Origin of the sequence: Curtobacterium sp. PhB25 (assembly GCF_004365375.1) — a bacterium.
Lineage (GTDB): Bacteria > Actinomycetota > Actinomycetes > Actinomycetales > Microbacteriaceae > Curtobacterium.
The window spans coordinates 193,479-219,346 of sequence record NZ_SODR01000003.1; the positions used below are offsets into that span (position 1 = coordinate 193,479).

A 25,868-nucleotide genomic window follows, 5' to 3' on the forward strand; every position below is an offset into this window, starting at 1 on the left:
TGGTCTTCCATCGCGCACGATCGCTCGCTACGCTTCCTGATCATCGATCACCCGGATCGAACCGGACCGGAAGGCTCCCATGACCGACACCTTCGTGAGCGCCGAACTGGCCTCCCAGCCGGAGACCTGGCGCGCCGCCGCAGCACTCCTGCCGACCTTCTCGGACGCGCTCCCCCAGCCCGGTGAACGCGTCGCCGTCATCGGCTGCGGCACGAGCTGGTTCATCGCGATGAGCTACGCCGTCGCCCGTGAGCAGGCCGGCCTCGGGGTCACCGACGCCTTCGCCGGCTCCGAGTACCCCGCATCGCGCGAGTACGACCGTGTGCTCACCATCAGCCGCTCGGGCACCACGACCGAGATCGTCGACCTGCTGCAGGCCCTGCCGTCGCAGCGCACCGTCCTGATCACGGCCGTCGCGGACAGTCCCGCCGCGGCCGTCGCCGACGACGTGGTCGCACTGCCCTTCGCCGACGAGCGCTCCGTCGTGCAGACGCGGTTCGCCACCACGGCGCTCGCCCTGCTGCGCGCGTCGATCGGCGACGACGTCGAGGCCCTCGCCGCCCAGGCCGAGATCGCGCTGACCCTGCCGATCGACGACCTGCTCGACGCCGAGCAGGTCTCCTTCGTGGGCCGCGGTGCCGCCGTCGGCCTGACGTTCGAGGCCGCACTCAAGACGCGGGAGGCCGCGCAGTTCTGGGCCGAGTCCTACCCGGCGATGGACTACCGGCACGGGCCGATCGCCATCGCGCAGCCCGGCCGGCTCGTCTGGTCGCTCGGTGCCGCACCGCAGGGGCTGGCTGACGAGGTCGCCGCCACCGGTGCGCGCTTCGTGCAGCACGACCTCGACCCGATCGCCGGCCTCGTCGTCGTGCACCGGTTCGCCGTCGCCCTGGCCGAGGGTCGTGGGCTGGACCCGGACAACCCCCGTTCGCTGACGCGGTCGGTCATCCTCACCTGATGGCGGGCGCAGGCGCGGTGCTCGGGGTCGACGTCGGCGGCACGGGCACCAAGGCCCGGCTGACCGACGCCGACGGACTCGTCCTGGACGAGACCCGGGTCCCGACGCCCCGCGACGATCCGTCGGGGCTCCGACTGGCGGTGGCCGTCGCCGACCTTGCAGTGCGGGCGCTCGACCGCGGTCGGCTCGACGCCGTCGGGCTCGTCACGCCGGGTGTCGTCGACGAAGCCGCCGGCACCGTCGTCCTCGCGGTGAACCTCGGGTGGCGGGACGTGCCGGTCCGCGACCTCGTGCGGGCCGAGCTCGTCCGACGCGGTGTCGACGTTCCGATCGCCTTCGGCCACGACGTCCGCGCCGGTGCCCTCGCCGAGACCCACACCGGTGACACGGCGCTGTCCCGCGGATCGGTCGCGTTCGTACCCGTCGGCACCGGCCTGGCCAGCGCGCTGGTCTTCGACGGCCAGGTCGTGTCCGGGGGCGGATGGGCGGGGGAGATCGGCCAGGTGCTGATCCCGTCCGGACCGCACGCTGGGCGCCGGGTCGAGGAGATCGCATCGGCCGGGGGAGTCGCACGCCGCTCCGGGTCGGCATCAGCGCACGCAGCCATGCTCCGGGTGCGCGACGGCGACCCCGTGGCGACCGCCGTCTGGGACGACTGCGTCGCCGTGCTCGCGGACGCCCTCGCCTGGACGACCGCGGTCGCCGGCTGCCACACCGTCATCGTCGGCGGGGGACTCGCCGAGTCCGGCCCACTGCTGTTCGGGCCGCTCCGCGCGGCGGTTGCCGAGCGGCTCGTCGGGGTCCGCGCACCGGAGATCCTGCCGGCCGCCCACGGCGACGCCGCCGGAGCCATCGGCGCAGGTCTGCTCGCACGGCGGGTGCTCGAGAACGGGGTGCTGCTGTGACCACGCTCGTCCGTGCGCCACGCATCGTGACCGCCGCCCACGACCTGCACGACGGGTGGCTCGTCCTCGGCGACGACGCCACCGTGCTCGCGGTCGGTGCCGGCACACCGCCGCGCGCGGACTCCGCGGTCACCGTCGAGGGCACCGTCGTGCCGGGCTTCGTCGACCTGCACGCCCACGGCGCACTCGGCCACGACTTCGCGACGTGTTCCGCAGCGGACGCCCGAGCGGCGGCCGCGCACCACCGGTCACGGGGGACCACGACCCTCGTCGCCTCGATCGCGACCGGGCGTCCCGACGACACCGTCGCAGCCCTCACGCGCCTGCGACCGCTCACCTCGGACGGCACGCTGGCGGGCCTGCACCTCGAAGGGCCGTGGTTGTCCCCGGCCCGCCGCGGAGCCCACCGGGTGGACCTGCTCCACGCGCCGGACCCGCTCGAGGTCGACGCGTACCTGGCGGCCGCCGACGGCGCGCTGCGGGTCGTGACACTCGCCCCCGAGCTCCCCGGCGCCCTCGACACCGTGGCGCGGTTCGTCGCCGCCGGGGTCGTCGTGGCGATCGGGCACACCGACGCCACCGCCGAGCAGACCCGCCGCGCGATCGACGCCGGTGCCACGCTCGTCACGCACCTGTTCAACGGCATGCCACCGCTGCACCACCGCACGCCGGGGCCGGTCGGGGTCGCCCTGACCGACGACCGCGTCCTGCTCGAGTGCATCGTCGACGGACACCACCTCGACCCGACCACGATCGGGCTCGTCCAGCGGAGTGCACCGGGCCGCCTGGTGCTCGTGTCCGATGCGATGTCGGCGACGGGCTGCCCCGACGGCGACCACACCATCGCCGGGTCCGCGGTCTCGGTCCGCGGCGGTGTCGCGATGCTCGCCGACGGGTCGTCGTTGGCGGGCAGCACGATCACCGTCGCCGACGCGGTCCGTGGGCTGCTGACGAGCGGGGTCGCGGTGCCCGAGGTCGTCGCCGCCTCTGCCACACGTGCGGCTCGGCTGCTCGGTCGGCCGGCGCCGCTCACGGTCGGCGCACCCGCCGATCTCCTCGTGCTCGACCCCGACACCGGTGCGGTGCGGAACCCCCTGCGGACGGCGGTGGTCTCGTGATCGTCGTCGTCACCCCGAACCCGGCCGTCGACGTCACGTACCGGGTCGCCGAACAGCGCATCGGCGAGACCCAGCGGGTCCTCGACGTCGCACGGCACCCGGGTGGCAAGGGCCTGAACGTCGGTCGGGTCCTGGCGGCGACGGGTGTCGCGACGCACGCCGTCCTGCCCCTCGGGGAGACGCCCGGCCGCTGGGTGTCGGACGCGCTCGACGACCTCGGCCTCGGCCACACCGACGTCGTGGTGTCCGGCACGACCCGCACGACCGTCACCGTGGTCGACGACGTCGCCCACCCGACGATGTTCGGTGAGCCCGGCCCGGTGCTCACCGGCACCGAGTGGGACGCCGTCGCCGCAGCGGTCGACGGACTGCTCGGCCGCGCCGACGCCACCGGCCTCGTGGTGTCCGGTTCGCTGCCCGGCGGTGCCGCACCCGACGTCGTCGCGCGCTGGGTCGCCACGGCCCACGAGCACGGCGTCCTGAGCGTCGTGGACTGCTCCGGTGCCGCACTGCTGGCGGCGGCGAGCGCCGGTGCCATCGTCTGCAAGCCCAACCGCGAAGAGCTGCTCGAGGCCACGGGCGCCGCGGACGAACGCACCGCCGCCCTCCGGCTGCTGGAACGCGGTGCGGGCGTCGTCGTGGTCTCCCGCGGTGCGCACGGCATCGCCGCCCACACCACGGACCACGTGCTCGAGGTCCCAGCGGTGCCCGGCGTCTCGGGCAACCCGACCGGGGCGGGCGACGCAGCGACCGCCGGTCTGGTCGGTGCCCTGGTCCGCTCGGGTCACCAGCAGGGCACCGGTGCCCCGTTCACCGACGACACCCTGCTCCGAGCGCTCCGGTCCGCCGCCGCCCACGGCGCCGCCGCCGTCCTGCGCCCGGTGGCCGGCGAGGTCGACCCCGCCGACGTCCACCGCTTCCTGACCCACCCCGACCGAACGAGGACCCCAGCATGATCACCGACCTCGCCCTGACGGGCCTGCTCGACACCGCCCGCACGGCACACCGCGGCGTGGGCGCGTTCAACGTCGTGCTGCTCGAGCACGCCGAGGCCATCGTCACCGGGGCCGAGCGGGCCGGACTGCCCGTCATCCTGCAGATCAGCGAGAACTGCGTCCGGTACCACGGCGGTCTCGCACCGATCACGACCGCGACCCAGGCGATCGCCCGGGCCGCCGACGTCGACGTCCTGGTCCACCTCGACCACATCGAGGACCCGGACCTCGTCGCCGCCGGCATCGACCTGGGCGTCGACTCCGTCATGTACGACGGCTCGCACCTGGACTTCGCGGCGAACGTCGCCGCCACCCTTGACCTCGCGGTCCGGTGTCACGCCGCCGGCGTCGCCATCGAGGCCGAGCTCGGCGAGGTGGGCGGCAAGGACGGCGTGCACGCTCCGGGTGTCCGCACCGACCCCACCGATGCCGCCGCGTTCGTGGCCGACACCGGGGTGGACGCCCTGGCCGTCGCCGTCGGGACCTCGCACGCGATGCAGACCCGCGAAGCCTCGGTCGACCGCGACCTGGTGGAACGCCTGCATGTCGCGGTGCCGGTCCCGTTGGTCCTGCACGGCTCATCGGGGCTGTCCGACGACGAACTGCGCGGGGCGGTGCGCGCCGGCATGACGAAGATCAACATCTCGACGCACCTGAACGGCCTGTTCACCCGTGCCTTGCGCACCGTGCTCGACGAGCGCCCCGATCTGGTCGACCCGCGGAAGTACGTGTCGGCGGGGCGCGAGGCGATCTCCACCGAGACCGCACGACTGCTGACCCTCCTGCACGGCTGAGCGGAAGCAGCGACAGCGCGAGCAGCGCCTGCAGCGACAGGGAGCCCGTTCAGCAGAGCGGGACGTTCACCGCGAGCCCGCCCATCGCGGTCTCCTTGTACTTCGACGACATGTCCGCCCCGGTCTGCCGCATCGTCTCGACGACCTGGTCGAGTGACACGTGGTGCACGCCGTCCCCGCGCAGGGCCATCCGTGCGGCGTTGATCGCCTTGTTCGCCGCGATCGCGTTCCGCTCGATGCACGGGATCTGCACCAGGCCGCCGATGGGGTCGCACGTCAGGCCGAGGTTGTGCTCCATGGCGATCTCGGCAGCGTTCTCGACCTGTTCCGGTGTGCCCCCGAGGACCTCGGCGAGCCCGGCGGCCGCCATCGAGGCAGCGGATCCGACCTCACCCTGGCACCCGACCTCGGCCCCGGAGATCGACGCACGCTCCTTGTAGATCGAGCCGATGGCGCCCGCGGTGAGCAGGAACCGCACCACGGCGTCGTCCCGGTCGGCGGCGGTGATCGCGGGGACGTACGTCAGCGCGTAGTACAGGACCGCGGGGATGATGCCGGCGGCACCGTTGGTGGGTGCGGTGACGACCCGGCCACCGGTGGCGTTCTCCTCGTTCACCGCCATGGCGACGAGGTTCACCCACTCCATGGCGAACAGCGGGTCGTGGTCGGGGTCCTCGCGGGTGAGCTGCTCGTGCCAGGTGCTGGCGCGGCGGCGGACGTCCAGGCCGCCGGGCAGGCAGCCGTCCCGTCGGACGGAGCGCTCGACGCACGAGTCCATGACGGCGTGGATGCCGAGCAGTCCGGTGCGGACGTCGGCGTCGGTCCGGGTGACCGACTCGTTGGCGAGCGCCACTCCGCTGATCGGCAGACCGGCGGCAGCGCAGGCGGCCAGCAGCTCGGCGCCGCTCGAGAACGGGTACGGGACACGGTCGTCGACCGGGATCGCCGCCCCCGCGACCACGGCACCGTCGTCCACGGCACCGCCGTCCTCGCCGTCGCCGTCGCCGTCGCCGTCGCGAGCGATGAAGCCGCCGCCGATCGAGTAGTACGTCTCGTCGGCCAGGTCGGCACCGGCTCCGTCACGGGCTCGCAGCCGCATGGCGTTCGGGTGCCGGGGCAGCATGGTCAGGGGGTGCAGCACGATGTCGGCGAGCCGGAACGGCACGGTCGCCCCACCGTCGAGCCGGAGCAGGCCGTCGCGTTCGAGGGTGTCGAGCGCCGCGGACATCGCGTCCGGGTCGACGGTCTCGGGGTGGGACCCCATCAGGCCGGCGACCACGGCGCCGAGGGTGCCGTGGCCCTGTCCCGTCGACGCCAGTGAGCCGTACAGGTCGACGGTGACGGAGGCGACGGGCAGCCCGGCGACCAGGGACGCGAACTCGGCGCCGGCCCGCATCGGTCCGACGGTGTGCGAGCTCGAGGGACCGACACCCACGCTGAACAGATCGAAGACGGAGACCGGCACGCCGCCACACTAACCCGTCCGGACGGACCGGGTCTTGGGCTGGCCGCGCCGAGTCTCGGGCTGAGCGACAGATCACGGGCTCACGAGCGCGAGAACTGTCGCTCACCGCGAAACTCGGCCTCCAGGATCAGCGCCGGGTGTTGCCCTCCGCCGGCACCACGAACCACAGGACGACGTAGGCGATCCACAGCGGCCCGGGGAACAGGCTCAGGATCACCCAGCCGATGCGGACGAGGGTGCGGGACAAGCCGAAGCGATCGGCGAGGCCGGCGCAGACACCGGCGAGGATGCGGCCGTTGCGGGGACGGGAGAGTGTGCTCATGGGGACGACGCTACGCACCGGCGACGAGCGAGGGCATCCGGGCAGTACCCCGGATCACGGTGGGGACAACCCCCGAACGACCCCCGAACGACCCCTGAACGACCCCCGACGCCGGGCCCCCGACGCCTGATGCCCGACGCCCGTCAGGGGATCAGCACGATCTTCCCGCGGGTGTGCCGCTGCTCCAGCTGCTCGTAGGCGTCCTGCACCCGGTCGAGCGGGTAGGTCGCCGCGATCGGCACCTCGACCTCGCCGTTCGCCACCTGCATCGCCAGGGCGCCGAGGATCTCCGGGTCGGCCGTGTCCGCACTGCCGGAGGCCTTCGCACCGACCTCGGCGGCAGCCTCGAACGCGATGATCGTCTCGATGCGGTCGACCGGCACGCCCAGGGCGATCCCCAGGTGCACGTACTCCGGACCGTACGTGTCGATGACGGCGTCGATGCCGTTGGTGGCGAGCTCGGTGATGCGCTCCTGCAGGCCCTCGCCGTAGGCAACGGGCCGTGCACGCATCGACCGGAGCCACTCGTGGTTCGCCTCGGACGCGATCGCGATCACGTCGATGCCCTCGTTCGTCAGCAGCTGCGTGACGAACCCGCCGACACCACCGGCGGCACCGGACACGACGACGGTCTCGCCGGGTCGTGGGTCGACGGCACGGACGGCTGCGGCAGCGGTCGTGGCGACGATGTCGAGCCCGCCGGCGACGGTCCAGTCGAGCAGCCGCGGCTTCTGCACGACCTGTTCGGCCGGCACCGAGACGTACTCGGCCTGGCTCGCGCGGTCCCACGACCACCCGAGGACCTCTTCGCCCTCGTCGACGCCGTCGACGCCCTCGCCGACGGCCACGACGATGCCGGCGAAGTCGGTGCCCTGACCGGACGGCAGCGCGTCGGAGGACCCGCCGTCGAACAACCCCTGGCGGATCGCCGACTCGCCCGGGTTGATGCCGGCGGCGCGGACCCGGACGAGCACCCGACCGGCAGTGGCCTCGGGGACGGGGACCTCGGCGACGTGCAGCACGGAGCGGTCACCCCACTCGTCGAAGCGGACGGCGCGCATGGTCTCCGGGATCTCAGTCATCGCGTCCGACGGTACCCCGAGCATGACGAACGGTCCGCGTGGACCGCTCCATCGGTACGACGGTGGGAGACTGGCCCCATGCCCATCCTCAACAAGGACATGCAGGTCTGCATGTCGCTCGCGGCCCGGCCGAGCAACATCGGCACCCGGTTCCACAACTTCCTGTACGACGAGCTCGGGCTCAACTTCCTGTACAAGGCGTTCACCACGACCGACCTGCCCGGCGCCGTGGCCGGCATCCGCGCCCTCGGCATCCGTGGCTGCTCGGTGTCGATGCCCTTCAAGGAGGCGATCATCCCGCTCGTCGACCACGTCGAGGAGTCCGCCGCCGCCATCCAGTCGGTGAACACGGTCGTGAACGACGACGGCGTGCTCACCGCATCGAACACCGACTACGAGGCGATCGCCGCGCTGCTCGGGTCGCACGACGTCGACACCGCGTCCCGGGTGCTGCTCCGCGGCTCCGGCGGCATGGCGAAGGCCGTGACCGCGGCGTTCCGCGGTGCCGGCTTCGACCGCCTGACGGTCGTCGCCCGCAACGAGCAGACCGGTACGGCGCTCGCGTCGCAGTACGGGTACGAGTGGATCGCCGAGGAGCGCGAGGCGGGGGAGTCCGACCTGGTGGTCAACGTCACGCCCCTCGGCATGCGGGGCGACCAGCAGGACGCGCTCGCCTTCGCGCAGGACCGGATCGAGGCGGCCCACACGGTCTTCGACGTGGTCGCGTTCCCGTCGGAGACCCCGCTGGTCCGTGCGGGACGGGACGCCGGCAAGCACGTCATCACCGGCGCCGAGGTCATCGCGCTGCAGGCAGCGCGCCAGTTCGAGCGCTACACGGGCGTCGCCCTGACGGACGACCAGGTGGCGCGCGCCAGCGAGTTCTCGCGCGCCGAGTAGTCGACGCGCCCACAGGGCGGACGGGAGGCACGGGGCCAGCTGGCACCGCGCCTCCCGTCCGCCTTTGTGGGAACGTCTCAGGCGTTCGTCGCGCGCCCGACGGCCACCCACCCGAGGCGGCGCAGCGTCTCGTGGTTCCGGACCCAGATGAGCGGCTGCATGAGGAAGTCGGGGACCCAGGCGCCGGGACCGGCGACGGCGTTCTCGACGATCGTCACCTTGCAGCCCTTGCGGTGCGGCTCCACGGTCAGCTCCACGCGGGCCTCACCGATCGGCCACCCCTTCGGCTGGATCACCATGCGGTGCGGCGGATCCCACACCAACGAGGTCGTGACGTCGTCGATGACGAGCGGCCAGGCACCGAAGGAGTGGTGCAGGTGCGTGCCGACCTGCGGCCAACCGGCCTCCTGCTTCCGCATGCGCGAGGCACCGACCACCCAGGTCGTGTAGAGCCAGCCGTCGCCGAGCACGTCGAAGACGTCCTCGGGAGCGCAGTGCAGGATGCGGACGTTCTTCGCCATGGTGATCAGCCTTCCGGGGTGAGGTCGACGTCGTCGGGCAGCCCGAAGGTGTGCCGGAGTGCGCTCTTCGCGGCACGCCAACCGGCCATGCCGTGCACGCCGGGGCCGGGCGCGGACGACTCGGAGCACAGGTACATGCCGCCGCCCATCCGCCACGGGTCGCTGGACAGCACCGGGCGCTTCACGAGCTGCCAGAAGCTCGCAGCACCGGCGGCGATGTCGCCGCCGACGTAGTTCGGGTTGTGGTCCGACATGTGCGCGGCCGTCCGGCTCGACGTGTGCAGGATCGTGTCGCGGAACCCCGGTGCGAACCGTTCGACCTGGCGCGTGATCGCCTCGGTCTGGTCGACGTCGGACCCCGCCGGCACGTGCGCGTAGGCCCAGAAGACGTGCTTGCCCTTCGGCGCCCGGGTCGGGTCGACGACGGTCGGCTCGGAACCGAGCACGTACGGCCGTTCGGCGTGCTGGCCGTGCGCGACCGAGCCCTCCGCCGCGGCAATCTCGGCTCGTGTCCCGCCGATGTGCACCGTGCCGGCCCGGCGCAGCGCCTCGTTCGTCCACGGCACCGGATCGGACAGCGCGAAGTCGACCTTCGCGGCCGCGTTGCCGAACCGGAACCGGCGGAGCGCACCGCGCTTCGGCGTGGGGATCTGCGAGCCGGCGATCCGCAGCATGCCGGGGACACTCGTGTCGAAGAGCACCGCCTTCGCCGGGGTGAGGTCACCGAGCGACCGGACCTCGTGCCCGGTGACGATCCGTCCGCCGTGCGCGACGAGGTCGTCGGCGAGCGCGTCGACGATCGCCTGGCTGCCGCCGATCGGCACGGGCCAGCCGCGTGCGTGTGCGTAGGCGCCGAGCGACAGCGCCGCGGCGGCCGTCGACAGCGAGGGCATGTGCTGGATGGAGTGCGCGGCGACGCCGGAGACCATCGCCGGGGCGGCGTCCTGGCGGAAGCGAGCGTTCCAGGCGCTGCTGCCCTGCTCGAGTGCGCGCAGGCCGAACCGCAGCACCGTGAGTGGGTGCCGCGGCACGTGCAGGAGGGCGTCTGTGGCGAAGTCGGCGACCTGGTCGGCAGCGCGGGCGAGCGGGCCCATCAGGTTCCGGAAGGCCGGGCCGTCCACACCGAGCTCGGTGGCCGTCCGCTCGAGGTCCTGGTACGCGATGCCCGCGCGACCCCCGTCGAGCGGGTGCCCGTACTGCACCTCGGGCAGACGGAGCTCGATGCGCTCCTCCATCCGGAACAGCCGGAAGAACTCGGACTGCAGGGCCATCGGGTGCACCGCCGAGCAGACGTCGTGCAGGAACCCCGGCAGGGTGAGCTCGGCGGTGCGCGCACCACCGCCGATCGTGTCGTTCCGTTCGACCACTTCGACGGACAGGCCCGCACGGGCGAGCGTCACCGCCGCCGCGAGTCCGTTCGGTCCGGCCCCGACGACCACCGCATCAACCATGGTCCGAGCCTAGGGACTCGTGTCTGCGCGTGGTCCCGGTCAGATGACCGAGGCTCCGGATGAGACAGCGATCCGCTTCCGGGCGATGACGGCGTCGATCCGTTGTGCTCCGGCGATGAAGGCCGCAGCATCGTGGTCGACGTACCCCGCGATCGCGACGATGTCATCGCGGATCCGTTCGAGCGGAGCCGCGTGGACGGGCTCGTGGTGCGCGAGACGGTTGCGGAACCGGCGGACGTCATCGAGGCGACGATGCAGTTGCTTTCGGCGCACCTGCCCCAGCCGGGGGAAGGCGTGCACGAGCCGCGGTTGCCACAGCGTCGTCTCGTAGCTCCACAACGGATCTCGCGGGACCCCAGCGTCCGTGAGCCCCACCCAGAACCCGAAGCTCGTGGCCGCGACGATCTGATCCGGTTCGGGGTCGCTCACGCCACGGCGGACGAGTGTCCGGGTGGCATCGGTCACCGCCCGGCGCTCTCGCTCCAGGAGCCGTACCGTTGGGTCGTTCCACCAGTCGTCCCGGCGGGATCGTCGGAGTTGGTCGTGGAGCGCGTTCCGGACGAACACTTCGAGGCACCCGACCGGCCCCCAGAACGCCGCCGCGATCTCACAGTTCCAGGCGTACAGCCGAGATCCGAGGTCGGCACGGCCGCCGTACCGAGCCGCGTACCGGTCGAACCGCGGCGCGCTGAGCAGACGCGGCAACTCCGGCAACGTGGCTGGATCGATCATCGCGCTCCCCCCGAACCGCCCTCTGGAACAGCAATCGCCCCAGGAGTCCGGCGGTGCCGAATGGTCCTGGGGCGTTACCCGATCAGCCTAGCGACGCCCGGGTGATATCTCAAGTACCGCTTCAGGGGCGAGCGACGTCGGGGTCAGCCGGGTCGGAGCCGTCCTCGTCGCCGTCGGCATCGTCGGGCTCGTCGGCGTCGACCGGGGTCGAGCCCACGGGGTGCTCGGCCAGCAACGTCGCGAAGTCCTCTTCGAGCATCTGCTGCAGGCGGTCGTCACGGCCGATCTCGTAGTCGTCGGCCGGACGCTGGGCCCAGCCGAGGCGCCCGACGACCGTGGTGCCGATGTCGTCCCAGGCTCGGGCGCGGGCGGCGAGCACGATGCCGTCAACGAAGTGCTGGTCGTCACGGCGCTTGTCGAGCATCGTCGCGAGTTGCTCGTACGTCGCCTCTCGCGTGCGCAGCTTGAGGTCGTCACCCCGGCGGTAGTCGTGCTGGTGCCGTGAACGGCCCTTCGACTTGCTCGACGTCGACCGGATCTCCCGCATGCGCGCGGCGTCGCCCCGCTGCTCCTCGGCCATGCGGTGGAGCTCCTCGCGCGCGGCCTCGGCGATCAACGCGTGGTCGAAGTACCCCTGGTCGCGCAGCGCGTTCGTGATGATCCGGTTGCCGACCGCGATCGTGACCGCGGCCTTCGCGATGAGGAACCCCTCGTCGACGGCCCGCTTCAGTTCGACCTGGCTGATGGGTCGATCGCGCACGTCGTGGTTGCGTCGTCCGAACAAGGCCATGCTCCGACGATACCGGCGTCCGGTGACCATCCGTCGGCAGGTGGACCCGGATCACGCCCTGGAGGGACGACACGCCCCGAGTGGTTCCGTAGCGTCGGGTGCATGGTCACGTACACGGAGTCCCCCCGCACCGGTCTCGGCACCGCGAGCCTCGTCCTCGGGATCTGCTCGCTGCTCGCCGGTTGGACGTTCGTCGCGCCGATCGTCGGGCTGTGCCTGGGCGTCGCGTCGCGCAGCCGGGAACCGCTCGCCCGTGGTCGCGCGGGCTGGGGGGTCTTCCTGAACCTCATCGCGCTCGCCGTCTGGATCCTGCTGCTCGTGCTGGCGGTCGTCGGCGGTGTGTTCGCGGTCTGGCAGGGCGCGACGCAGGGCTCCTGACGCACGCGCACGCGCATGCGCACGGGGGCGGCGGGGAGTCTCGCCTAGAGCAGCAGGCCGTAGACGGCGACGTCGGCGCGGACGGGCCCGAGCGGCAGCGCGCCCCGCAGAGTGCCCTCGAGGGCGAACCCGAGCCGTTCGGCGAGCGCGCGGCTGCGGACGTTGTCGACGCCGGTCCGGATCTCGAGCCGTGCGGTGCCGCGCGCCCGCGCGACCTCGACCAGCACGCCGGCGGCCCGCCCCGCGACACCGCGGCCCTCGTGTCCGGCGTCCACCCAGTAGCCGAGTGACGCCTGGCCCAGGTACGGGTCGAAGGTCAGCGACGCGACCCCGACGATGCGGTCGTCGGAGCGGATGACGCAGGGGAGCGCGCGGTCCATCGCGAACTGGCCGAGCAGCCGTTCGGTGTGCAGTCCGATGGTCTCGCGGTCCTGCGGATCCCACGCCCAGGGTTCGGCCGCCCGGAGCCGGTCGAGGTTCGCGCACACGAGTTCCAGCACCGGGTCGACCGTCGTCAGGTCGCGCAGCGTCAGCGTGTACCCGTCGCCGAGGTCCCGCCCGAATGCCGCCACCCGTCAGAGACTATGCACGCCGGGCGCTACTCGTACCGGAGCGCCTCGATCGGGTTCTGCCGTGCGGCGCGGCGCGCGGGGAGGGTGCCGGCGAGGAACGCGATGAACATCACGACGAGGATGATCGTCGCCACCGAACTCGGCGCGAACTGCATGATCTGCAGGCCCGGCAGGTCCTTGAGCACCGTGCCCGCGAGCACGTTCGAGATGCCCGTCCCGAGCAGGATCGCGACACCGGCTCCGATCGCGCTGCCGAGGAACCCGATGAAGACCGCCTCGAGCGAGAACAGCGTGTAGACCTTGCCGCCGCCCATGCCCATCGCCTTCATCAGGCCGATCTCGCGGGTGCGTTCCTGCACGCTCATCAGCAGCGTGTTGATGATGCCGAAGCCCGCTGCCACCAGGGCGATGACGGCGAAGGCGTTCAGGACCCCGACGATGCCGCTGATGACGGTCTGGAACTGGCCGAGCTGGTCCTGGATGGTCTGCCCGAGGAACCCGTCGTCCGACAGTGCCTTCTTGACCGTGGTCGCGGAGGCCCCGGAGTCGAGCGTCGCGGTGGCGCTGGCGTACGAGGTCGCGATCGAGTCCGGCTTGCCGATCTCCTGCGCGGCCTGCATCGCGTCGGTGAGCGCGGCGTTCGCCCCGGCTCCGCCGCCGAACAGCGATTCGTTCTGCACACCGACCACCGTCGCGGTGAGGGTGTGCTCCTTGCCCTGGTAGTCGTCCACCGCGAAGGTGAGTTCCTTGCCGACGGCGGCCTTCGCGCTGCCGAGTCCGAGGTTCTCCAGGTAGTTCGTCGGCAGGATCACCTGGTTCGCGTCGGTGTCGTCGTCGAGCTGCTTCCCGCTCGCCAGGTCGGCGTCGAGCTCACCCGCGTTGGCGGTCAGGGAGACGACGTACTTACCGTCGTCGCCGTGCTCGGCGTACTTCGGCGCCAGGGCGACCGCCGGACGGATGCTCTTGATGCCGTCGATCGCACGGATGTCGTCGACGTCGGACTGCGACAGGTACGAGAACGACGCCGGACCGCGGTCGACGCTCTGGCCGGACTCGTCGGGGTCGTACTTCGCCGGCCCGCTGTCGGTCGACGTGGTGTCGACGGCCTTCGTGATGGTCAGGGAACCGGTGTCACCGATCGACGAGACCTGGGTGTCGATGTAGTTGCTGACCCCCGTGCCGATCGCCGAGGTCAGCGTGATCGTGAAGGCGCCGATGAAGATCGCGATGACGGTCAGGGTCGTGCGCAGCTTCGACCGGAAGGTGTTCGAGACCGCGGTGCGGAGCAGGTCGAGGAAGTTCATGCGGAGTGCCTTCCGTGCGTGGCCTGCTGGTCGACGTCGGCACCGGCGGTGGGTGTGCCGTCGGATCCACCGACGATGAGTCCGTCGCGGACGTTGACGCTGCGGTCGCAGCGGGCCGCGAGTTCTTCGTCGTGGGTGACCACGACGAGCGTGATCCCGCGTTCGCGCTGCAGGCCGAAGAGCATGTCCTCGACCACCTGCCCGGTGTTCGTGTCGAGGTTGCCGGTCGGCTCGTCGGCGAAGATGACGCTCGGCTCACCGACCAGCGCGCGTGCGATGACCACGCGCTGCTTCTGCCCGCCGGACAGGTCGTTGGCGTCGTTCTTCGCCTTGTCGGCCAGACCGAGGGAGTCGAGCGCCGCCATGCCGCGTCGCTTCCGCTCGGCTCCGGAGACGCCCGCGATCTTGAGCGGCAGCACGACGTTGTCGAGGACCGAGGTCTTGGGGGTCAGGAAGAACTGCTGGAACACGAACCCGAAGGTGCTGTTGCGCGTGCGGTTCACCTGCCGCGCGCCGAGGGTCGCCGCATCGGTCCCGTCGAGCAGGACCTGCCCGGTCGACGGCTTGTCGAGCAGTGCGAGCAGGTGCATGAGCGTCGACTTGCCCGATCCGGACTTGCCGACGATCGCCAGGCTCTCGCCCTGGTGCACCTGGAGTGACACCCCCTTGAGCGCGTCGAACCGCGTCGGGCCTCGGCCGTAGGTCCTGGCGAGGTCACGGGCCTCGAGCACGGGAGTGGTCATGGCCCCACCGTAGTGTCCGCTGCACGACTGCAAGTTTGCGTTTGCTGTAGATCATGTGACGTTCCGGTTACAGTCGGGCCATGCCCGACACCGCGCCCGCCACCGAGATGGGTCTGCGCGACCGCAAGCGCATCGAGACACGCCACCGCATCGCGGAGGCGGCTCGGTCCCTCGCGCTCGAGCAGGACATCGACCACACCACGATCGAACAGATCGCCGCACGCGCCGAGGTGTCACCGCGCACGTTCTTCAACTACTTCGAGAGCAAGGAGGACGCGGTCCTCGGGCACACCGAGCTCGACCTGGACGCCGAGACCCTGGCAGCGCACCTCGAGACCGTCGCGGGGGAGCCGGCTGCGCAGGCCGTGGTCGACCTGGCGTTCCTGGTGTTCGGCTCGTCGTTCGGCGACGAGCACGAGCGGCTCGCCCGGAAGGAGGTCATCGTGCGCTTCCCGCAGCTCATGCGCCGCCAGGTCAGCCGGATGACGACCGTGGCCGAGGCGATGACGGGTGCGGTGCGCACGATCCTCGAACGCGACCCGGCGTGGGGGCCGGACGCCGCGACCCCGCAGGCCGCCGAGATGCTGCTCGGCATGTGCATGACCGGGCTGCGGAGCTCGGCGCGCCACGAGGGTTCCGACCCGGAAGAGGTCCGCGCCCGCGTCGTCGCGTCGATCCGCGACACGGCTGCGCGCATCGCTGCGGCCTGAGACGCAACCACGGACGGGAGGCCGGGTGCCAGCCGGCACCGGGCCTCCCGTCCGTGACGTGGATGCGTCGAGAGCCGTCACGGCTTCGTGATGAAGCCCTCCTTCACCATCCAGTCGAACGCGACGTCGGCCGGCTCGCGCCCCTCGACGTCGACCTGACGGTTCAGCTCCTGCAGCACCGCATCGGTGAGCTTCGGCGAGATCTGGTCGTAGACGTCGGCGAGCTGCGGGTACTCCTTGAGCGTGGCCGAGTCGAGCACCGGCGCGACGTTGTACGCCGGGAAGAAGCCCTTGTCGTCCTCGAGCACGGTCAGGCCGAGCGACTTGATGCGGCCGTCGGTGGTGAAGACCTCGCCGAAGTTGCACTTGCCGCGGTCGGTGGCCGTGTAGACCGTGCCGGTGTCGAGGATGCTGACGTTGTCGCTGGGGATCCCGTTCTCCCCCGAACCGCCGAGCTCCAAGCCGTACTTCTTGAGCATCGGCTTGAACCCGTCGGCACGCGAGTTGAACTCCGACTCGACGCAGAACGTCCGCTGGTCGACCGGCAGCTTCGCGATGTCGGACAGGGTCTTGATGTCTCCGAGCTCCTTGACCGCCTCGTCCCGCACCGCGAACGCGTAGGTGTTGTTCATCGGCGCCGGGTCGAGCCACGTGAGCCCGTTGCCGGCGTCCTCCTTCTTGACCGCTTCCCACTGCTCGGTCTTGTCCGGGATCCCCTCGGCGTGGCCCATGAAGGTCAGCCAGGCGGTGCCGGTGTACTCGTACGTGAAGTCCGCACCGTGCGAGGTCATCAACTCGCGGACGGCGACGCTGCCCGGCACGTTGGTCTCGTCGGTGACGTCGAACCCGGCGGCCTTCGCGGCGAGCACGGCGATCTTGCCGAGCACGAGCTGCTCGGTGAAGTTCTTCGACGTCACGGTGATGTGGGCGCCGTCCGGCAGGTCGTCGATGCGCTCGATGGTGCCCGGACCGGCCTCGGGGACGAAGGACGTCGCGGGCTGCAGGCCGCAGCCGGCCAGGACGAGCGCGGTGGCACCGGCGAGTGCGACGGCAGCCCCGCGGCGGAGGCGGCGGGTACGGCGGTTCATCGGAGTCCCTTCGGACGTGCGACGGTCTCGACCACACGGCCGAGCCAGTCGATGGAGAGGGCGAGGAGCGCCACGAGCAGCGCACCGGCGACGAGCACCTTCGGCAGGAACAGCGTCACGCCCGTGGTGATGAGGAGACCGAGGCCGCCTGCACCGACGAAGGTGGCCAGGCTCGCGGTGCCGACGAGCAGCACGAGGGCCGTCCGGATGCCGGACAGCATGACCGGCACCGCGAGGGGCAGCTCGACGCGCATCAGGACGCTGAACGCGCTCATGCCCATGCCACGGCCGGCCTCGACGAGGCGCGAGTCGACGCTCTGCACGCCGATCATGGTGTTCCGGAGGACCGGCAGGATCGCGTAGAGCACGAGCGCGACCACGGCGGACCCGCTGTTCAGGCCGAGCCACGCGGCGAGCAGCACGATCAGGCCGACAGCGGGGGCCGCCTGCCCGAAGTTCGCGACGGCGAGCACGTACGGGCTCGCCCGACGCAGCGGTCCGCGCGTGAGGACGATGCCGAGCGGGATACCGATCACGAGCACGAGCACCGTCGCCTGCAGGGTCAGCACGAGGTGCTGCCCGGTCAGGTCGAGGATGTCGGCCGGGTTGAGCGTCGTGCGTTCGGTGGGCGTGAGGTCGGCCGTGGCGAGCCAGACCGCGAACCCGGCGAGCACGACCAGGATCGCGATCGGCTGGAACAGCAGGCCCTTCCAGGACGTGCTGGCGCCGGTGGCGGGTCCGGCGGTGACAGCACTCACAGGTCTTCCCCGGAGGGCGCGATCACGGGCGCGGCCGGCGAGGACGGCAGCGTCTCGATCTGGTTGGTGTTCGTGCCGACCGGCGTGTACGCGCGGTCGTCGGCAGCTGCCGCACGCGACCGGGTGATGGCCTCCATGACGACCTCGACCGTGATGACACCGCGGAACGCCTCGCCACGGCCGGTGACCAGTGCGGCCCCGGCGCTCGAGACGAGCATGGTGTCGAGGGCGTCGTTGAGCGTCGAGGCCTCGCCCACGATGGGCAGCTCCGGGTCGACGCCGTCCGGGATCCGGTCCAGGCGCTCGAGCTGCCGGCGCGACGGCCAGCCGATCGGCCGCTGCCGACGGTCGACCACGACGGCGTGCCCGTGACCTCCGGCCTCCTGCATGCGCTGCAGGACGGCCTTCGCCTCTTCGCCGGGGGAGCAGGTCACCGCGGAGACGACCTCGACGTCGCGGACGCGGTTCAGGGTGAGCTGCTTCAGCCCGGCGCCCGAGCCGATGAAGTTCTCCACGAACTCGTTCGCCGGCTCCGCCAGGATCCGCTCCGGGGTGTCGTACTGCACGATGTGCGCGCCCTCGGTGAAGATGACGATCCAGTCGCCGAGCTTCACGGCCTCGTCGAAGTCGTGGCTGACGATGACGATCGTCTTGTGCAGCTCTTCCTGGATCCGCAGGAGCTCGTCCTGCAGGCGCTGCCGGGTGATCGGGTCGACCGCACCGAACGGCTCGTCCATCAGCAGGACGGGCGGGTCCGCGGCGAGCGCCCGGGCGACGCCGACGCGCTGCTGCTGCCCGCCGGAGAGTTCGCGGGGGTAGCGGTCGCGGTAGGTGGCGGGGTCGAGCGAGACCAGGTCGAGCAGTTCGTCGACGCGCGCCGCGATCTTCTCCTTCGACCAGCCGAGCATCTTCGGCACGATCGCGATGTTCGCCGCGACGGTCATGTGCGGGAAGAGCCCGCCGGCCTGGATCACGTAACCCATCCGGCGGCGGAGCTCGTCGGCGTCGATGCCGGTCACGTCGTCGTCACCGACGACGATGCGGCCCTCGGTGGGCTCGATCAGGCGGTTGATCATCTTGAGGGTCGTCGTCTTGCCGCAGCCGGACGGGCCGACGAGCATGACGATCTTGCCGGCCGGGATCTCGAGGGTGATGCCGTCGACGGCGGGCTTCGACTGCCCGGGGTACCGCTTGGTGACCTCGTCGAGCAGGATGCTGCGGCCGGTGACGTCCCCGTCGGGCGCGGTGGTGGTGGCGGAGTCAGTGCTGGACACGGATACCTCTCGAGATGGTCAGGCGGCCGAGGCCGAGGAGGAGCAGGTCGAGGACGAGGGCGAGCAGGACGACGCCGACCACCCCGACGACCACGGAGTACAGGGCGTTCGCGCCGCCGAGGCGCGAGAGTCCGGAGAAGATGAAGCCGCCGAGCCCGGGGCCGAGGGCGTACGCGGCGATGGCTGCGATGCCCATCACCATCTGGGCGGACACGCGGACGCCGCTCAGGATGATCGGCCAGGCCATCGGCAGTTCGACCTGCACGAGGGTCCGGAACCGGCTCATGCCGATGCCGCGCGCGGACTCGACCACGCTCGGCGGGATCTCGGCGAGGCCGACGACCGCGTTGCGCAGGATGGGCAGGGCGGCGAAGAAGACGACCGTCACGACGGACGGCAGCACGCCGAAGCCGAGCGGGACGATGAGCAGGCCGATGACCGCGAAGGACGGCAGGGTGAGGCCGATGGCGGACACCCCGTTCGCGACGGAGGTCAGGCGGGGACTGCGGTAGACGAGTGTGGCGAGCACCACGGCGATGACCGTGGCGAGCACCGTGCACTGGACCACCAGTGAGAAGTGCTGCCACGACGAGAACCAGATCTGGCTCCATCGCTCCACGACGTACTGGAACACGGGTGGGCGCTCCCCTTCCGGTCGGCCGAACTGCCCACGGGTCGGGGCACAAGCTGCGCCAAAGCTACGCAGGGCACGGACCGGTCGCACGACGAGGTGCAGCGGAGACGATCGTTTCCTGTGCAGGTGACCGGACGAGAACCCCTGGTCAGCGGCCAGTTCGACTGTCGAGCCTGAGAGAACGGTAACGATCGTGAGGGGCCATCGGCTACATGGCCAAGCCCCGCAGGCCGGACCGCTCGGCGATGTCGACGAGCTGCTCGCGCCAGAGGACCCACTCTTCCGGGCTCTTGTCGGCCAGGTTGCCGTCCCCGTCGCCCGCCAGCCCGTCGAGCATCTCGCGCACGATGTCGGCGTGCCCTGCGTGCCGGGCCGTCTCGTACGCCATGTGCACCAGGATGCGGTGGAGCGTGACCTCGCGGAGCTCCTCCGGCCACCAGGGGACGGTGCCGCGGGCGTCGAGGTCGAGCGCTTCGATGGTGGCGTCGGCGTGCGCTGCACTGCGGTGGTGGAAGGCCACGACGTCGTCCAGGGTCTCGTCGAGCGTCGCGTACATGTCCTCGCCGTCCTCCGACTCGAGCCAGGCGGGCGGGTCCGGAAGCGGCCGACCGAACACCTCGCCGAAGTACCCGGCCTGCACACCGGCGACGTGCTTCACCAGCCCGAGCACGTTCGTGCCGGTCGGGGTCACCGGCCAGCGGGCCTGCCGTTCGGCCAGGCCGTCGAGCTTGCCGAGGAGCGCGGCGCGGTGCTTCTGCAGGTACCGGTGCAGCGTCCGCTTCACCGCAGCGGCCGAGGCCAGGGGGTCGGTGTCCGACGACGAACCCTCGTCCGACAGCGCCGAGTTCCCGCTGGACGCGAGGCCGGTGGTCGTCGCGGGGTGGACCTCGGGGACGGCGTCGGGGCTGCTCATGCCCTCGATCGTGCCACCACGACGTCCTGCAGGCGTGCCGATTCCTGCACGGCCACACGCTCCGCGGTGAGCAGCAGCCCGGCCACCTCGGCCGAGGTGCGCGCAGGGGCGTCGTTCCAGCTCGTCAGGTCACGCACGCGGCCCATCCGGACGTCGGGCGCCGGACACCAGAGCACCGGCGCGCCCTCGTCCACGGCGAGCGCGTGCCAGACCAGGTCGAGGGAGTGCTGGACCCGCGGCGAGTGCACGGCGTGCGGCCCGCCAGCGGCCGAGACGACCGCGCCGACCAGGCACGCGGCGACGAGCGGTCGCCCCTGCACGTCCATCGCGGCGGCACTCGTGGCCTTCCGCATCCGGCCGTGCTCGTCGAGGTACGCGAACCAGGCGTGCTGGATCCAGCCGCGTTCGACGACGCCACGCGCGTCGGACAGCAGGTGCTCGAGCTCGCCGAGTTCCTGCAGCCGGGCTTCGACCCGTCGGACGCGTGCTGCGGCGCGGCGCTCGGCGAGGCGGTCGAGGAACCCGCGGAGGCCGGTTCGCTCGGATCGGGTGGGGGCGGGAGAGGCGTCGGTGGCGACGTCGTGCTGGACGCGGAACTCGAGGGTCATGAGGGCCCCTCCGATCGGCTGTGCACGGATGGTGCGGTCACGATAGCCCCGCGGGGTCTCAGCCGTCCAGCACCGCGTCGATGCTGCGCCGCGCGACGCTCCGGAAGGCGCGTTCGTCGGACGTCGCGAGCGCGGAGGCGAGCGCGATCGCCCACCCGCGCGCGCGTCCCCAGGTGCCGTCCGGAGCGGCGACCAGCGTCCGGAACGCGTGGCGGGCCTCCCGGTCGAGCGTCAGCCAGGCGGTGGCGAGGTCGACGGCGGGGTCCCCCGAGGTCACGTCGCCGAAGTCGACGACCGCCGACAGGCGTTCGTCGCCGTCCGGCGTGCGGTCCACGAGCAGGTTGAACGGGTGCAGGTCGCCGTGCACCCAGACGGGAGGCCCGGTGTGCGTCGGCAGCGCCGCCGCGGTCCGCCAGACCGCTGCCAGCTCCACGGCCCGGGGCACGTCCTGCGTGGCGAGTCGCGTCAGGACGGCGTCGCTGCGCGTCGCCAGCGGCACCGCACGGAACGGGTTCGCCGGAGCATCCGCCGGAGCCGGCACGTGCAGCAGTCGCACGAACTCCGCGAGGGCCTCGGCGACCCGCACCCCGGCCGCACGCTCACCGACGGGCGCACCGGGGAGCCACGGGACGACGCTCCACGACCAGGGGTACCCGAGCGCAGGACGACCCACGCGCACCGGAGCCGGCACCGGGACCACCGGTCCGACGCGGGCAGCGATCCCCGGCAGCCACCGCTGCTCGTGCTCGACCAGGCGTGCTGCGAGTTCCCGCCGCGGCAGGCGCACGGCGTACTCGTCGCCGAGCCGCACGATGACGTTGTCCCAGCCGTTCGCGACGACCACGAGCCGGAGGTCCGCCAGGTCGGGGTGCTGGGCGCGCAGCAGGGCCCGGACGAGCGGGACGTCGACGTCGACCTCTGCCGGTGGTGTGGGCACCGGCTCAGGCTAGTGGGCCGGTGGACACATGCCCGCGAACGGGGGCGGGTGCGGAAACCGACCGCTGGGTATCCTCGTGAGGACGGTGACGTGGGTGTTTCCCTGGGGGGACCCGCGTCATTCCGGCGCGATGATGGCGACGAGTCGCGGGACCTCTGGCCGGAGGCGTTCGGTGACGAGCGCGGCGAGCAGCACCGTCCAGAGTTCCCGCAGGCGTTCGTACAGGTCGGTGCGGTCGGCGAGCACGTCCGACACCGTCTGCACGCCCGTGTACGCGGGGATGACCACGCGTCCGACCATGTCCGGGTCCCACCGCGGTTCGACCTCGCCGGCGTCGATCGCCTGGCGGACGGTCTGTGCGATGAGCGCCATCCAGTCGGTGTACGGGTCCTGACGGGGGACGTCGTGCGTCGCGACCTCGGTCGACAGACGGATGCCGGCGCTCACGACGACCTCGGTGACCATCTGGGTCGCCAGTCCCTGTGACATCCACATGAGGGCTTCGAGCGGCGTCCGGCTCCGGGCGACCGCGGCCTCGCCGTAGCGCCGCGAGACCTCGTGCTGCTGCGCGATCACGGCACCGGCGAGGTCGGCCTTCGACGCGAAGTGGAAGTACAGCGCGCCCTTGGTCAGCCCGATCCGCTCGGCGACGCCGTCCATCGACGCGCCGAGGTACCCGCGCTCGTCGAACTCGGCGGCCGCGGCCCCGATGATCGCCGCGCGGGTCTCGAGCGCCCGCTGCTGCCGGGTGCGTCCGTCCTGGGCCATCACCTGCCGATCGTAGTCCGCTCCGAGGCTGCGCACGGCCCGCGTCCGGGCGGGTGCCCTACGGTTGGCCGCCATGGACGGATGGCGGAACCCCGCGCGGTGGGCGCGGACCGGTCGGTGGCTGCTGCTGCCGATCGCGGTGCTCGACTGGGTGGCCCTCGCGCCGCAGACCATCGTCGTGCTCGCGTTCCTGATCGCCGTCGTCGGCCTCGCCGGGATGGCAGCCGCGCTCGTCGTGCACATGCTCGGGCGCTCCCGCGGGGTGATGGCGCTGCTCGGTGTCGTCCTGCTGCTCGGCGGGCTCGTGGTGTTCGGCCTCGACCCGTTCCCTGCATCGTTCCCGCTGATCGACGCGTGGTGGCCCGAGTCGATCACGCAGCCGCAGGTGGTCGGCAGTGCCTACTGGCAGCTCGCCGGCCTCGGCATCGAGCTCGCGGGCTTCGGCCTGCTGGCCACGCTGCTCGTCGTCGCGCTCACCGGTGCACCGCGATCACGGCAGGACCGCTTCCGCTCCTGACCGCGGCGCACGACTGCGGCAGCGACGTCGTCAGCGGACGGTGTTCAACTCCGCCCGAGCACGACCAGCGTCACGTCGTGGGCTGCACCGGCCGGCACCAGGGCGCGGACCCGTTCGACGACCGCGGCCCCGGTCGGCTCGGCAGCGACCAGGGCGGCCAGGTCGTCGAGGTGGCCGATCCCCTCGAGCGCCAGGACGCCCTCGGTGCAGACCACCAGCCGGTCGCCCGCGGCCAGGTCGAGCGTCGCGGGGGACCGCGGCACGGACTCCGGCTGCAGGCCGAGCGGCAGGTCGAGCGAGTGCAGCGCACGGCTGGTGCCGTCGGCGCGGACGAGTACGGCGAGGCCGTGGCCGGCGTCCCCGAAGACGACGTGCCCCGACGTCGGGTCGAGCCGCAGGTGGAAGAGCGAGCCGAGGGCGTCCGCAGCGGACAGGTCGGCGGTGATCTGGGCCTCCAGGCCGCCGATCGCGTCCTGCATGGCGGTCTCGGTGCGTGCGACGACGGCGCCGCGGACCGCGGAGGCCAGCAGGCCGGACGCGCGTCCGGCCGCCGCGACGCTGCCCATGGTGACGTGCAGCGCACCGTCGCTGGCGAGTCGCCAGTCAGCGACGTCCCCGCCGCCGTCCTCGGTCCGGAGCACCAGGGTGTCGAGGTCGTGTCCGGGGACCTCGACGGGTCCGGGGACCAGGCCCTCGAGCACGCGGGTCACCCGATCGCGGTCGATCGCGTGGCCGAGTTCGCGCTCCGCCCACCGTGCGAGGTCACGCAGCAGGTCGAGGTCGGCCGCCGACAGCTCGCGCGGGGTCGCGTCCATGATGCAGAGCGTGCCGACACGGGTGCCGTCGAGCATCGACAACGGTGCTCCGGCGTAGAACCGGATGCCCTGCTCGGTGACCGCTGCCAGGTCGCGGAACCGGGGGTCCAACAGCGCGTCCGGCACCACCATCGGCTCGTTCGTGAGCACCGTCGTCGAGCAGAAGACCTGCTCCGCCGGGGCGCTCCCGCCCTGCCGCCAGCCCTGCGTCGACTGCGCCGTCACGACGTTGCCGTGCACCAGGTTCAGGAACGTCAGCGGGACCCCGAACGCCTCTTGGGTCATGCGGGTGATGCGGTCGAACCGCTCCTCCGGACCACTGCCGAGGACACCGAGTGCCTCGACCACGGCGGTCCGGTGCGCGGCGGGGTCCGGCTGGGTCATGCGCCCTGTCTACCCGCACCCTCCGTCAGGAACCAGTCCCGCGGGTGCTGGTCGGCCGTCAACTCGCGTCGCTCGGACACCGGAGCGGCCCACGCCGCCGCGTTCGACAGCACGCGCTGGATGTCCGGGTGGTGGTAGACGGGGTACTCCTGGTCGCCGGGGGAGAAGTAGAAGACCTTCCCCAGACCGCGGCGGTAGGCGACCCCGGACCGGAAGACCTCGCCGCCGGCGAAGGTCGACAGGAAGACCTCTTCGTCGGGGCGCGGGATGTCGAAGAACTCGCCGTACATCTCCTGCCGGTCGATCACGATCGGGTGCGGCACCCCGTCGGCGATCGGGTGCTCCGGCGCGATCGTCCAGACGAGTTCGCGCTCGCCGTCGTTGCGCCACTTCAGCGAGCAGGTGGTGCCCATCAGGCGCTTGAACGGCTTCGAGTAGTGCCCGGAGTGCAGCACCACCAAGCCCATGCCGGCGTGCACGGCGTCGACGACCAGGTCGACCACGGCGTCACTGACCTCGTCGTGCGCGGCGTGGCCCCACCAGAACAGGACGTCGGTCGTGGCCAGGCGCTCGGCGGTGATGCCGTGCTCGGGCTCCTGCAGCGTCGCGGTGCTCACGGTGGCGTCGGGGTGGTGCTCGCGGAGCGCTGCCGCGATCACGGTGTGCATGCCGTCGGGGTAGTGCCCGATGACCGTCGCGTCACCGCGGGTCTCGTGCACGTTCTCGTTCCAGACGACGATGTTCAGGGGACGGTTCTCGGTCGGCACTGACATGGCTCCAACGCTAGCCTCCCCGGGCGTCGAATCGATACGACCACCGGAGTGTCGGGGGTTTCCCGGGACACGTCCGCGACGATGTGGGCATGACTCCCCGCTCCCTGTTCCGTGCCGCCGCGGTCGCCGAACTCGTGACCTGGACCATGCTCATCGCCGGGATGGTGCTCAAGTACGGCCTGGACGCCGGCGACTGGGGCGTCCGGATCGGCGGCGGGGTGCACGGCTTCGTGTTCCTGGCCTACCTCGTCGTGACGACCGTCGTCGCGGTCAACCAGCGCTGGACCCTCGGGGCACTCGTGCTCGGCTGGGCGAGTGCCGTCGTGCCGTACGCCACGGTGCCGTTCGAGGTCGCGGTCGCCCGACGCGGCATGCTCGAGGGCCCGTGGCGCCGCTCACCCGACGCGCGCTCGGGCTTCTGGGACCGTCTGCTGTTCTTCGTGGTGCGTCGCCCCGCGGTCGCGGTCGTCATCGGGGTCGTGGCGGTCGCTCTGGTCTTCGTGGTGCTGCTTGCGGCGGGCCCGCCCCGCGTGACTTCGTGAGCAGAAATGGTCGGGTTCGTGATGCGGACCCGACCATTTCTGCTCACGATGCGCGGCCCTGGTCGCGACCACGGACGGACGGGAGGCCCGGTGCCAGCTGGCACCGTGCCTCCCGTCCGT

30 protein-coding genes are annotated in these 25,868 nt (G+C 71.8%); 10 read left to right on the forward strand and 20 right to left on the reverse strand.

The window, feature by feature from the left end:
• Positions 1-79: 79 nt before the first annotated feature.
• From EDF51_RS07745 to EDF51_RS07765, 5 genes are read left to right on the forward strand one after another with little or no spacing between them, the layout of a single operon-like run.
• Positions 80-958: an SIS domain-containing protein gene (locus EDF51_RS07745; RefSeq protein ID WP_123293030.1), complete on the forward strand. Its 879-nt coding sequence runs from the start codon at positions 80-82 to the stop codon at positions 956-958.
• Positions 958-1,863 (forward strand): ROK family protein, encoded by a 906-nt coding sequence (locus EDF51_RS07750; protein ID WP_134194448.1) that lies wholly within the window; start codon positions 958-960, stop codon positions 1,861-1,863. Before EDF51_RS07745 ends, EDF51_RS07750 begins: the two co-directional genes overlap by 1 nt.
• Complete coding sequence (gene nagA / locus EDF51_RS07755) at positions 1,860-2,981, forward strand: N-acetylglucosamine-6-phosphate deacetylase (RefSeq protein WP_123293028.1); 1,122 nt, start codon at positions 1,860-1,862, stop codon at positions 2,979-2,981. The genes EDF51_RS07750 and nagA overlap by 4 nt, the downstream gene beginning before the upstream one ends.
• The gene (locus EDF51_RS07760) at positions 2,978-3,937 is read left to right on the forward strand and encodes a PfkB family carbohydrate kinase (RefSeq protein WP_131845885.1); all 960 of its coding nucleotides are present in this window, start codon (positions 2,978-2,980) and stop codon (positions 3,935-3,937) included. The genes nagA and EDF51_RS07760 overlap by 4 nt, the downstream gene beginning before the upstream one ends.
• The gene (locus EDF51_RS07765) at positions 3,934-4,770 is read left to right on the forward strand and encodes a class II fructose-bisphosphate aldolase (RefSeq protein WP_134194450.1); all 837 of its coding nucleotides are present in this window, start codon (positions 3,934-3,936) and stop codon (positions 4,768-4,770) included. Before EDF51_RS07760 ends, EDF51_RS07765 begins: the two co-directional genes overlap by 4 nt.
• Before the next feature lie 49 nt (positions 4,771-4,819).
• Here EDF51_RS07765 and EDF51_RS07770 read toward each other — a convergent pair whose 3' ends face one another.
• The 3 genes from EDF51_RS07770 to EDF51_RS07780 all read right to left on the reverse strand — a co-directional run bounded on the left by EDF51_RS07770 (position 4,820) and on the right by EDF51_RS07780 (position 7,639).
• A complete protein-coding gene (locus EDF51_RS07770) occupies positions 4,820-6,235 on the reverse strand; it encodes an L-serine ammonia-lyase (RefSeq protein WP_134194452.1) in 1,416 nt (471 codons plus the stop codon).
• Between the two features lie 127 nt (positions 6,236-6,362).
• A complete protein-coding gene (locus EDF51_RS07775) occupies positions 6,363-6,557 on the reverse strand; it encodes a PspC domain-containing protein (RefSeq protein WP_111083567.1) in 195 nt (64 codons plus the stop codon).
• 143 nt (positions 6,558-6,700) lie between these two features.
• Positions 6,701-7,639, reverse strand: a complete 939-nt coding sequence (locus EDF51_RS07780) for an NADP-dependent oxidoreductase (RefSeq protein WP_243837096.1) — start codon at positions 7,637-7,639, stop codon at positions 6,701-6,703.
• A 78-nt stretch (positions 7,640-7,717) separates the two neighbouring features.
• On the opposite strand from EDF51_RS07780, the gene EDF51_RS07785 reads away from it, so the two are divergent.
• Positions 7,718-8,536, forward strand: coding sequence for a shikimate 5-dehydrogenase (locus EDF51_RS07785; protein ID WP_134194454.1), 819 nt, complete (start codon positions 7,718-7,720; stop codon positions 8,534-8,536).
• Positions 8,537-8,613: 77 nt separating this feature from the next.
• On the opposite strand, the gene EDF51_RS07790 is transcribed toward EDF51_RS07785, so the two are convergent.
• From EDF51_RS07790 to EDF51_RS07805, 4 genes are all read right to left on the reverse strand, one after another.
• Complete coding sequence (locus tag EDF51_RS07790) at positions 8,614-9,057, reverse strand: SRPBCC family protein (protein ID WP_123293024.1); 444 nt, start codon at positions 9,055-9,057, stop codon at positions 8,614-8,616.
• Between the two features lie 5 nt (positions 9,058-9,062).
• Positions 9,063-10,508 carry an NAD(P)/FAD-dependent oxidoreductase gene (locus EDF51_RS07795; protein ID WP_134194456.1) on the reverse strand — a complete coding sequence of 482 codons (1,446 nt, stop codon included), beginning with the start codon at positions 10,506-10,508 and terminating at the stop codon, positions 9,063-9,065.
• A gap of 39 nt (positions 10,509-10,547) precedes the next feature.
• Positions 10,548-11,240 carry a hypothetical protein gene (locus EDF51_RS07800; RefSeq protein WP_134194457.1) on the reverse strand — a complete coding sequence of 231 codons (693 nt, stop codon included), beginning with the start codon at positions 11,238-11,240 and terminating at the stop codon, positions 10,548-10,550.
• A gap of 121 nt (positions 11,241-11,361) precedes the next feature.
• Positions 11,362-12,030 (reverse strand): hypothetical protein, encoded by a 669-nt coding sequence (locus EDF51_RS07805; RefSeq protein ID WP_134194459.1) that lies wholly within the window; start codon positions 12,028-12,030, stop codon positions 11,362-11,364.
• A gap of 102 nt (positions 12,031-12,132) precedes the next feature.
• Between EDF51_RS07805 and EDF51_RS07810 the strand changes: the two genes are divergently transcribed.
• Positions 12,133-12,408, forward strand: coding sequence for a hypothetical protein (locus tag EDF51_RS07810; RefSeq protein WP_131845882.1), 276 nt, complete (start codon positions 12,133-12,135; stop codon positions 12,406-12,408).
• A 44-nt stretch (positions 12,409-12,452) separates the two neighbouring features.
• Here EDF51_RS07810 and EDF51_RS07815 read toward each other — a convergent pair whose 3' ends face one another.
• The 3 genes from EDF51_RS07815 to EDF51_RS07825 are packed head-to-tail and all read right to left on the reverse strand — an operon-like array spanning position 12,453 to position 15,027.
• Complete coding sequence (locus EDF51_RS07815) at positions 12,453-12,980, reverse strand: GNAT family protein (protein ID WP_131845881.1); 528 nt, start codon at positions 12,978-12,980, stop codon at positions 12,453-12,455.
• A 26-nt stretch (positions 12,981-13,006) separates the two neighbouring features.
• A complete protein-coding gene (locus tag EDF51_RS07820; protein WP_133938169.1) occupies positions 13,007-14,284 on the reverse strand; it encodes an ABC transporter permease in 1,278 nt (425 codons plus the stop codon).
• Positions 14,281-15,027 (reverse strand): ABC transporter ATP-binding protein, encoded by a 747-nt coding sequence (locus EDF51_RS07825; protein WP_131920926.1) that lies wholly within the window; start codon positions 15,025-15,027, stop codon positions 14,281-14,283. Before EDF51_RS07825 ends, EDF51_RS07820 begins: the two co-directional genes overlap by 4 nt.
• 80 nt (positions 15,028-15,107) lie before the next feature.
• Here EDF51_RS07825 and EDF51_RS07830 point away from each other — a divergent pair, with 80 nt between their 5' ends.
• Positions 15,108-15,737, forward strand: coding sequence for a TetR/AcrR family transcriptional regulator (locus EDF51_RS07830; protein ID WP_123293018.1), 630 nt, complete (start codon positions 15,108-15,110; stop codon positions 15,735-15,737).
• Between the two features lie 77 nt (positions 15,738-15,814).
• Here EDF51_RS07830 and EDF51_RS07835 read toward each other — a convergent pair whose 3' ends face one another.
• The 8 genes from EDF51_RS07835 to EDF51_RS07870 all read right to left on the reverse strand — a co-directional run bounded on the left by EDF51_RS07835 (position 15,815) and on the right by EDF51_RS07870 (position 22,717).
• Positions 15,815-16,825 carry a glycine betaine ABC transporter substrate-binding protein gene (locus tag EDF51_RS07835; protein ID WP_131845880.1) on the reverse strand — a complete coding sequence of 337 codons (1,011 nt, stop codon included), beginning with the start codon at positions 16,823-16,825 and terminating at the stop codon, positions 15,815-15,817.
• On the reverse strand, positions 16,822-17,583 hold the full coding sequence (locus EDF51_RS07840; RefSeq protein ID WP_134194461.1) for an ABC transporter permease: 762 nt from the start codon (positions 17,581-17,583) through the stop codon (positions 16,822-16,824). Before EDF51_RS07840 ends, EDF51_RS07835 begins: the two co-directional genes overlap by 4 nt.
• Complete coding sequence (locus tag EDF51_RS07845) at positions 17,580-18,857, reverse strand: ATP-binding cassette domain-containing protein (RefSeq protein WP_123339391.1); 1,278 nt, start codon at positions 18,855-18,857, stop codon at positions 17,580-17,582. The genes EDF51_RS07840 and EDF51_RS07845 overlap by 4 nt, the downstream gene beginning before the upstream one ends.
• Positions 18,844-19,491 carry an ABC transporter permease gene (locus EDF51_RS07850; RefSeq protein WP_111083581.1) on the reverse strand — a complete coding sequence of 216 codons (648 nt, stop codon included), beginning with the start codon at positions 19,489-19,491 and terminating at the stop codon, positions 18,844-18,846. Before EDF51_RS07850 ends, EDF51_RS07845 begins: the two co-directional genes overlap by 14 nt.
• A gap of 208 nt (positions 19,492-19,699) precedes the next feature.
• On the reverse strand, positions 19,700-20,404 hold the full coding sequence (locus EDF51_RS07855; RefSeq protein ID WP_134194463.1) for a DinB family protein: 705 nt from the start codon (positions 20,402-20,404) through the stop codon (positions 19,700-19,702).
• Complete coding sequence (locus tag EDF51_RS07860) at positions 20,401-21,012, reverse strand: hypothetical protein (RefSeq protein ID WP_123339389.1); 612 nt, start codon at positions 21,010-21,012, stop codon at positions 20,401-20,403. Before EDF51_RS07860 ends, EDF51_RS07855 begins: the two co-directional genes overlap by 4 nt.
• Positions 21,013-21,070: 58 nt before the next feature.
• A complete protein-coding gene (locus tag EDF51_RS07865; protein ID WP_134194465.1) occupies positions 21,071-21,949 on the reverse strand; it encodes an aminoglycoside phosphotransferase family protein in 879 nt (292 codons plus the stop codon).
• Between the two features lie 117 nt (positions 21,950-22,066).
• A complete protein-coding gene (locus tag EDF51_RS07870; protein WP_132099180.1) occupies positions 22,067-22,717 on the reverse strand; it encodes a ScbR family autoregulator-binding transcription factor in 651 nt (216 codons plus the stop codon).
• 73 nt (positions 22,718-22,790) lie between these two features.
• Here EDF51_RS07870 and EDF51_RS07875 point away from each other — a divergent pair, with 73 nt between their 5' ends.
• Positions 22,791-23,234, forward strand: a complete 444-nt coding sequence (locus tag EDF51_RS07875) for a hypothetical protein (protein WP_123293011.1) — start codon at positions 22,791-22,793, stop codon at positions 23,232-23,234.
• Between the two features lie 44 nt (positions 23,235-23,278).
• Here the strand turns inward: EDF51_RS07875 and EDF51_RS07880 are convergent, their stop codons facing one another.
• Both EDF51_RS07880 and EDF51_RS07885 read right to left on the reverse strand, forming a co-directional pair.
• Entirely contained in the window at positions 23,279-24,433 is a 1,155-nt protein-coding gene (locus EDF51_RS07880; RefSeq protein ID WP_134194469.1) for a GAF domain-containing protein, read from the reverse strand.
• Entirely contained in the window at positions 24,430-25,206 is a 777-nt protein-coding gene (locus tag EDF51_RS07885) for a ThuA domain-containing protein (protein WP_243649950.1), read from the reverse strand. Before EDF51_RS07885 ends, EDF51_RS07880 begins: the two co-directional genes overlap by 4 nt.
• A gap of 89 nt (positions 25,207-25,295) precedes the next feature.
• Between EDF51_RS07885 and EDF51_RS07890 the strand changes: the two genes are divergently transcribed.
• Complete coding sequence (locus EDF51_RS07890) at positions 25,296-25,748, forward strand: DUF3817 domain-containing protein (protein WP_131877800.1); 453 nt, start codon at positions 25,296-25,298, stop codon at positions 25,746-25,748.
• Positions 25,749-25,868: the final 120 nt, after the last annotated feature.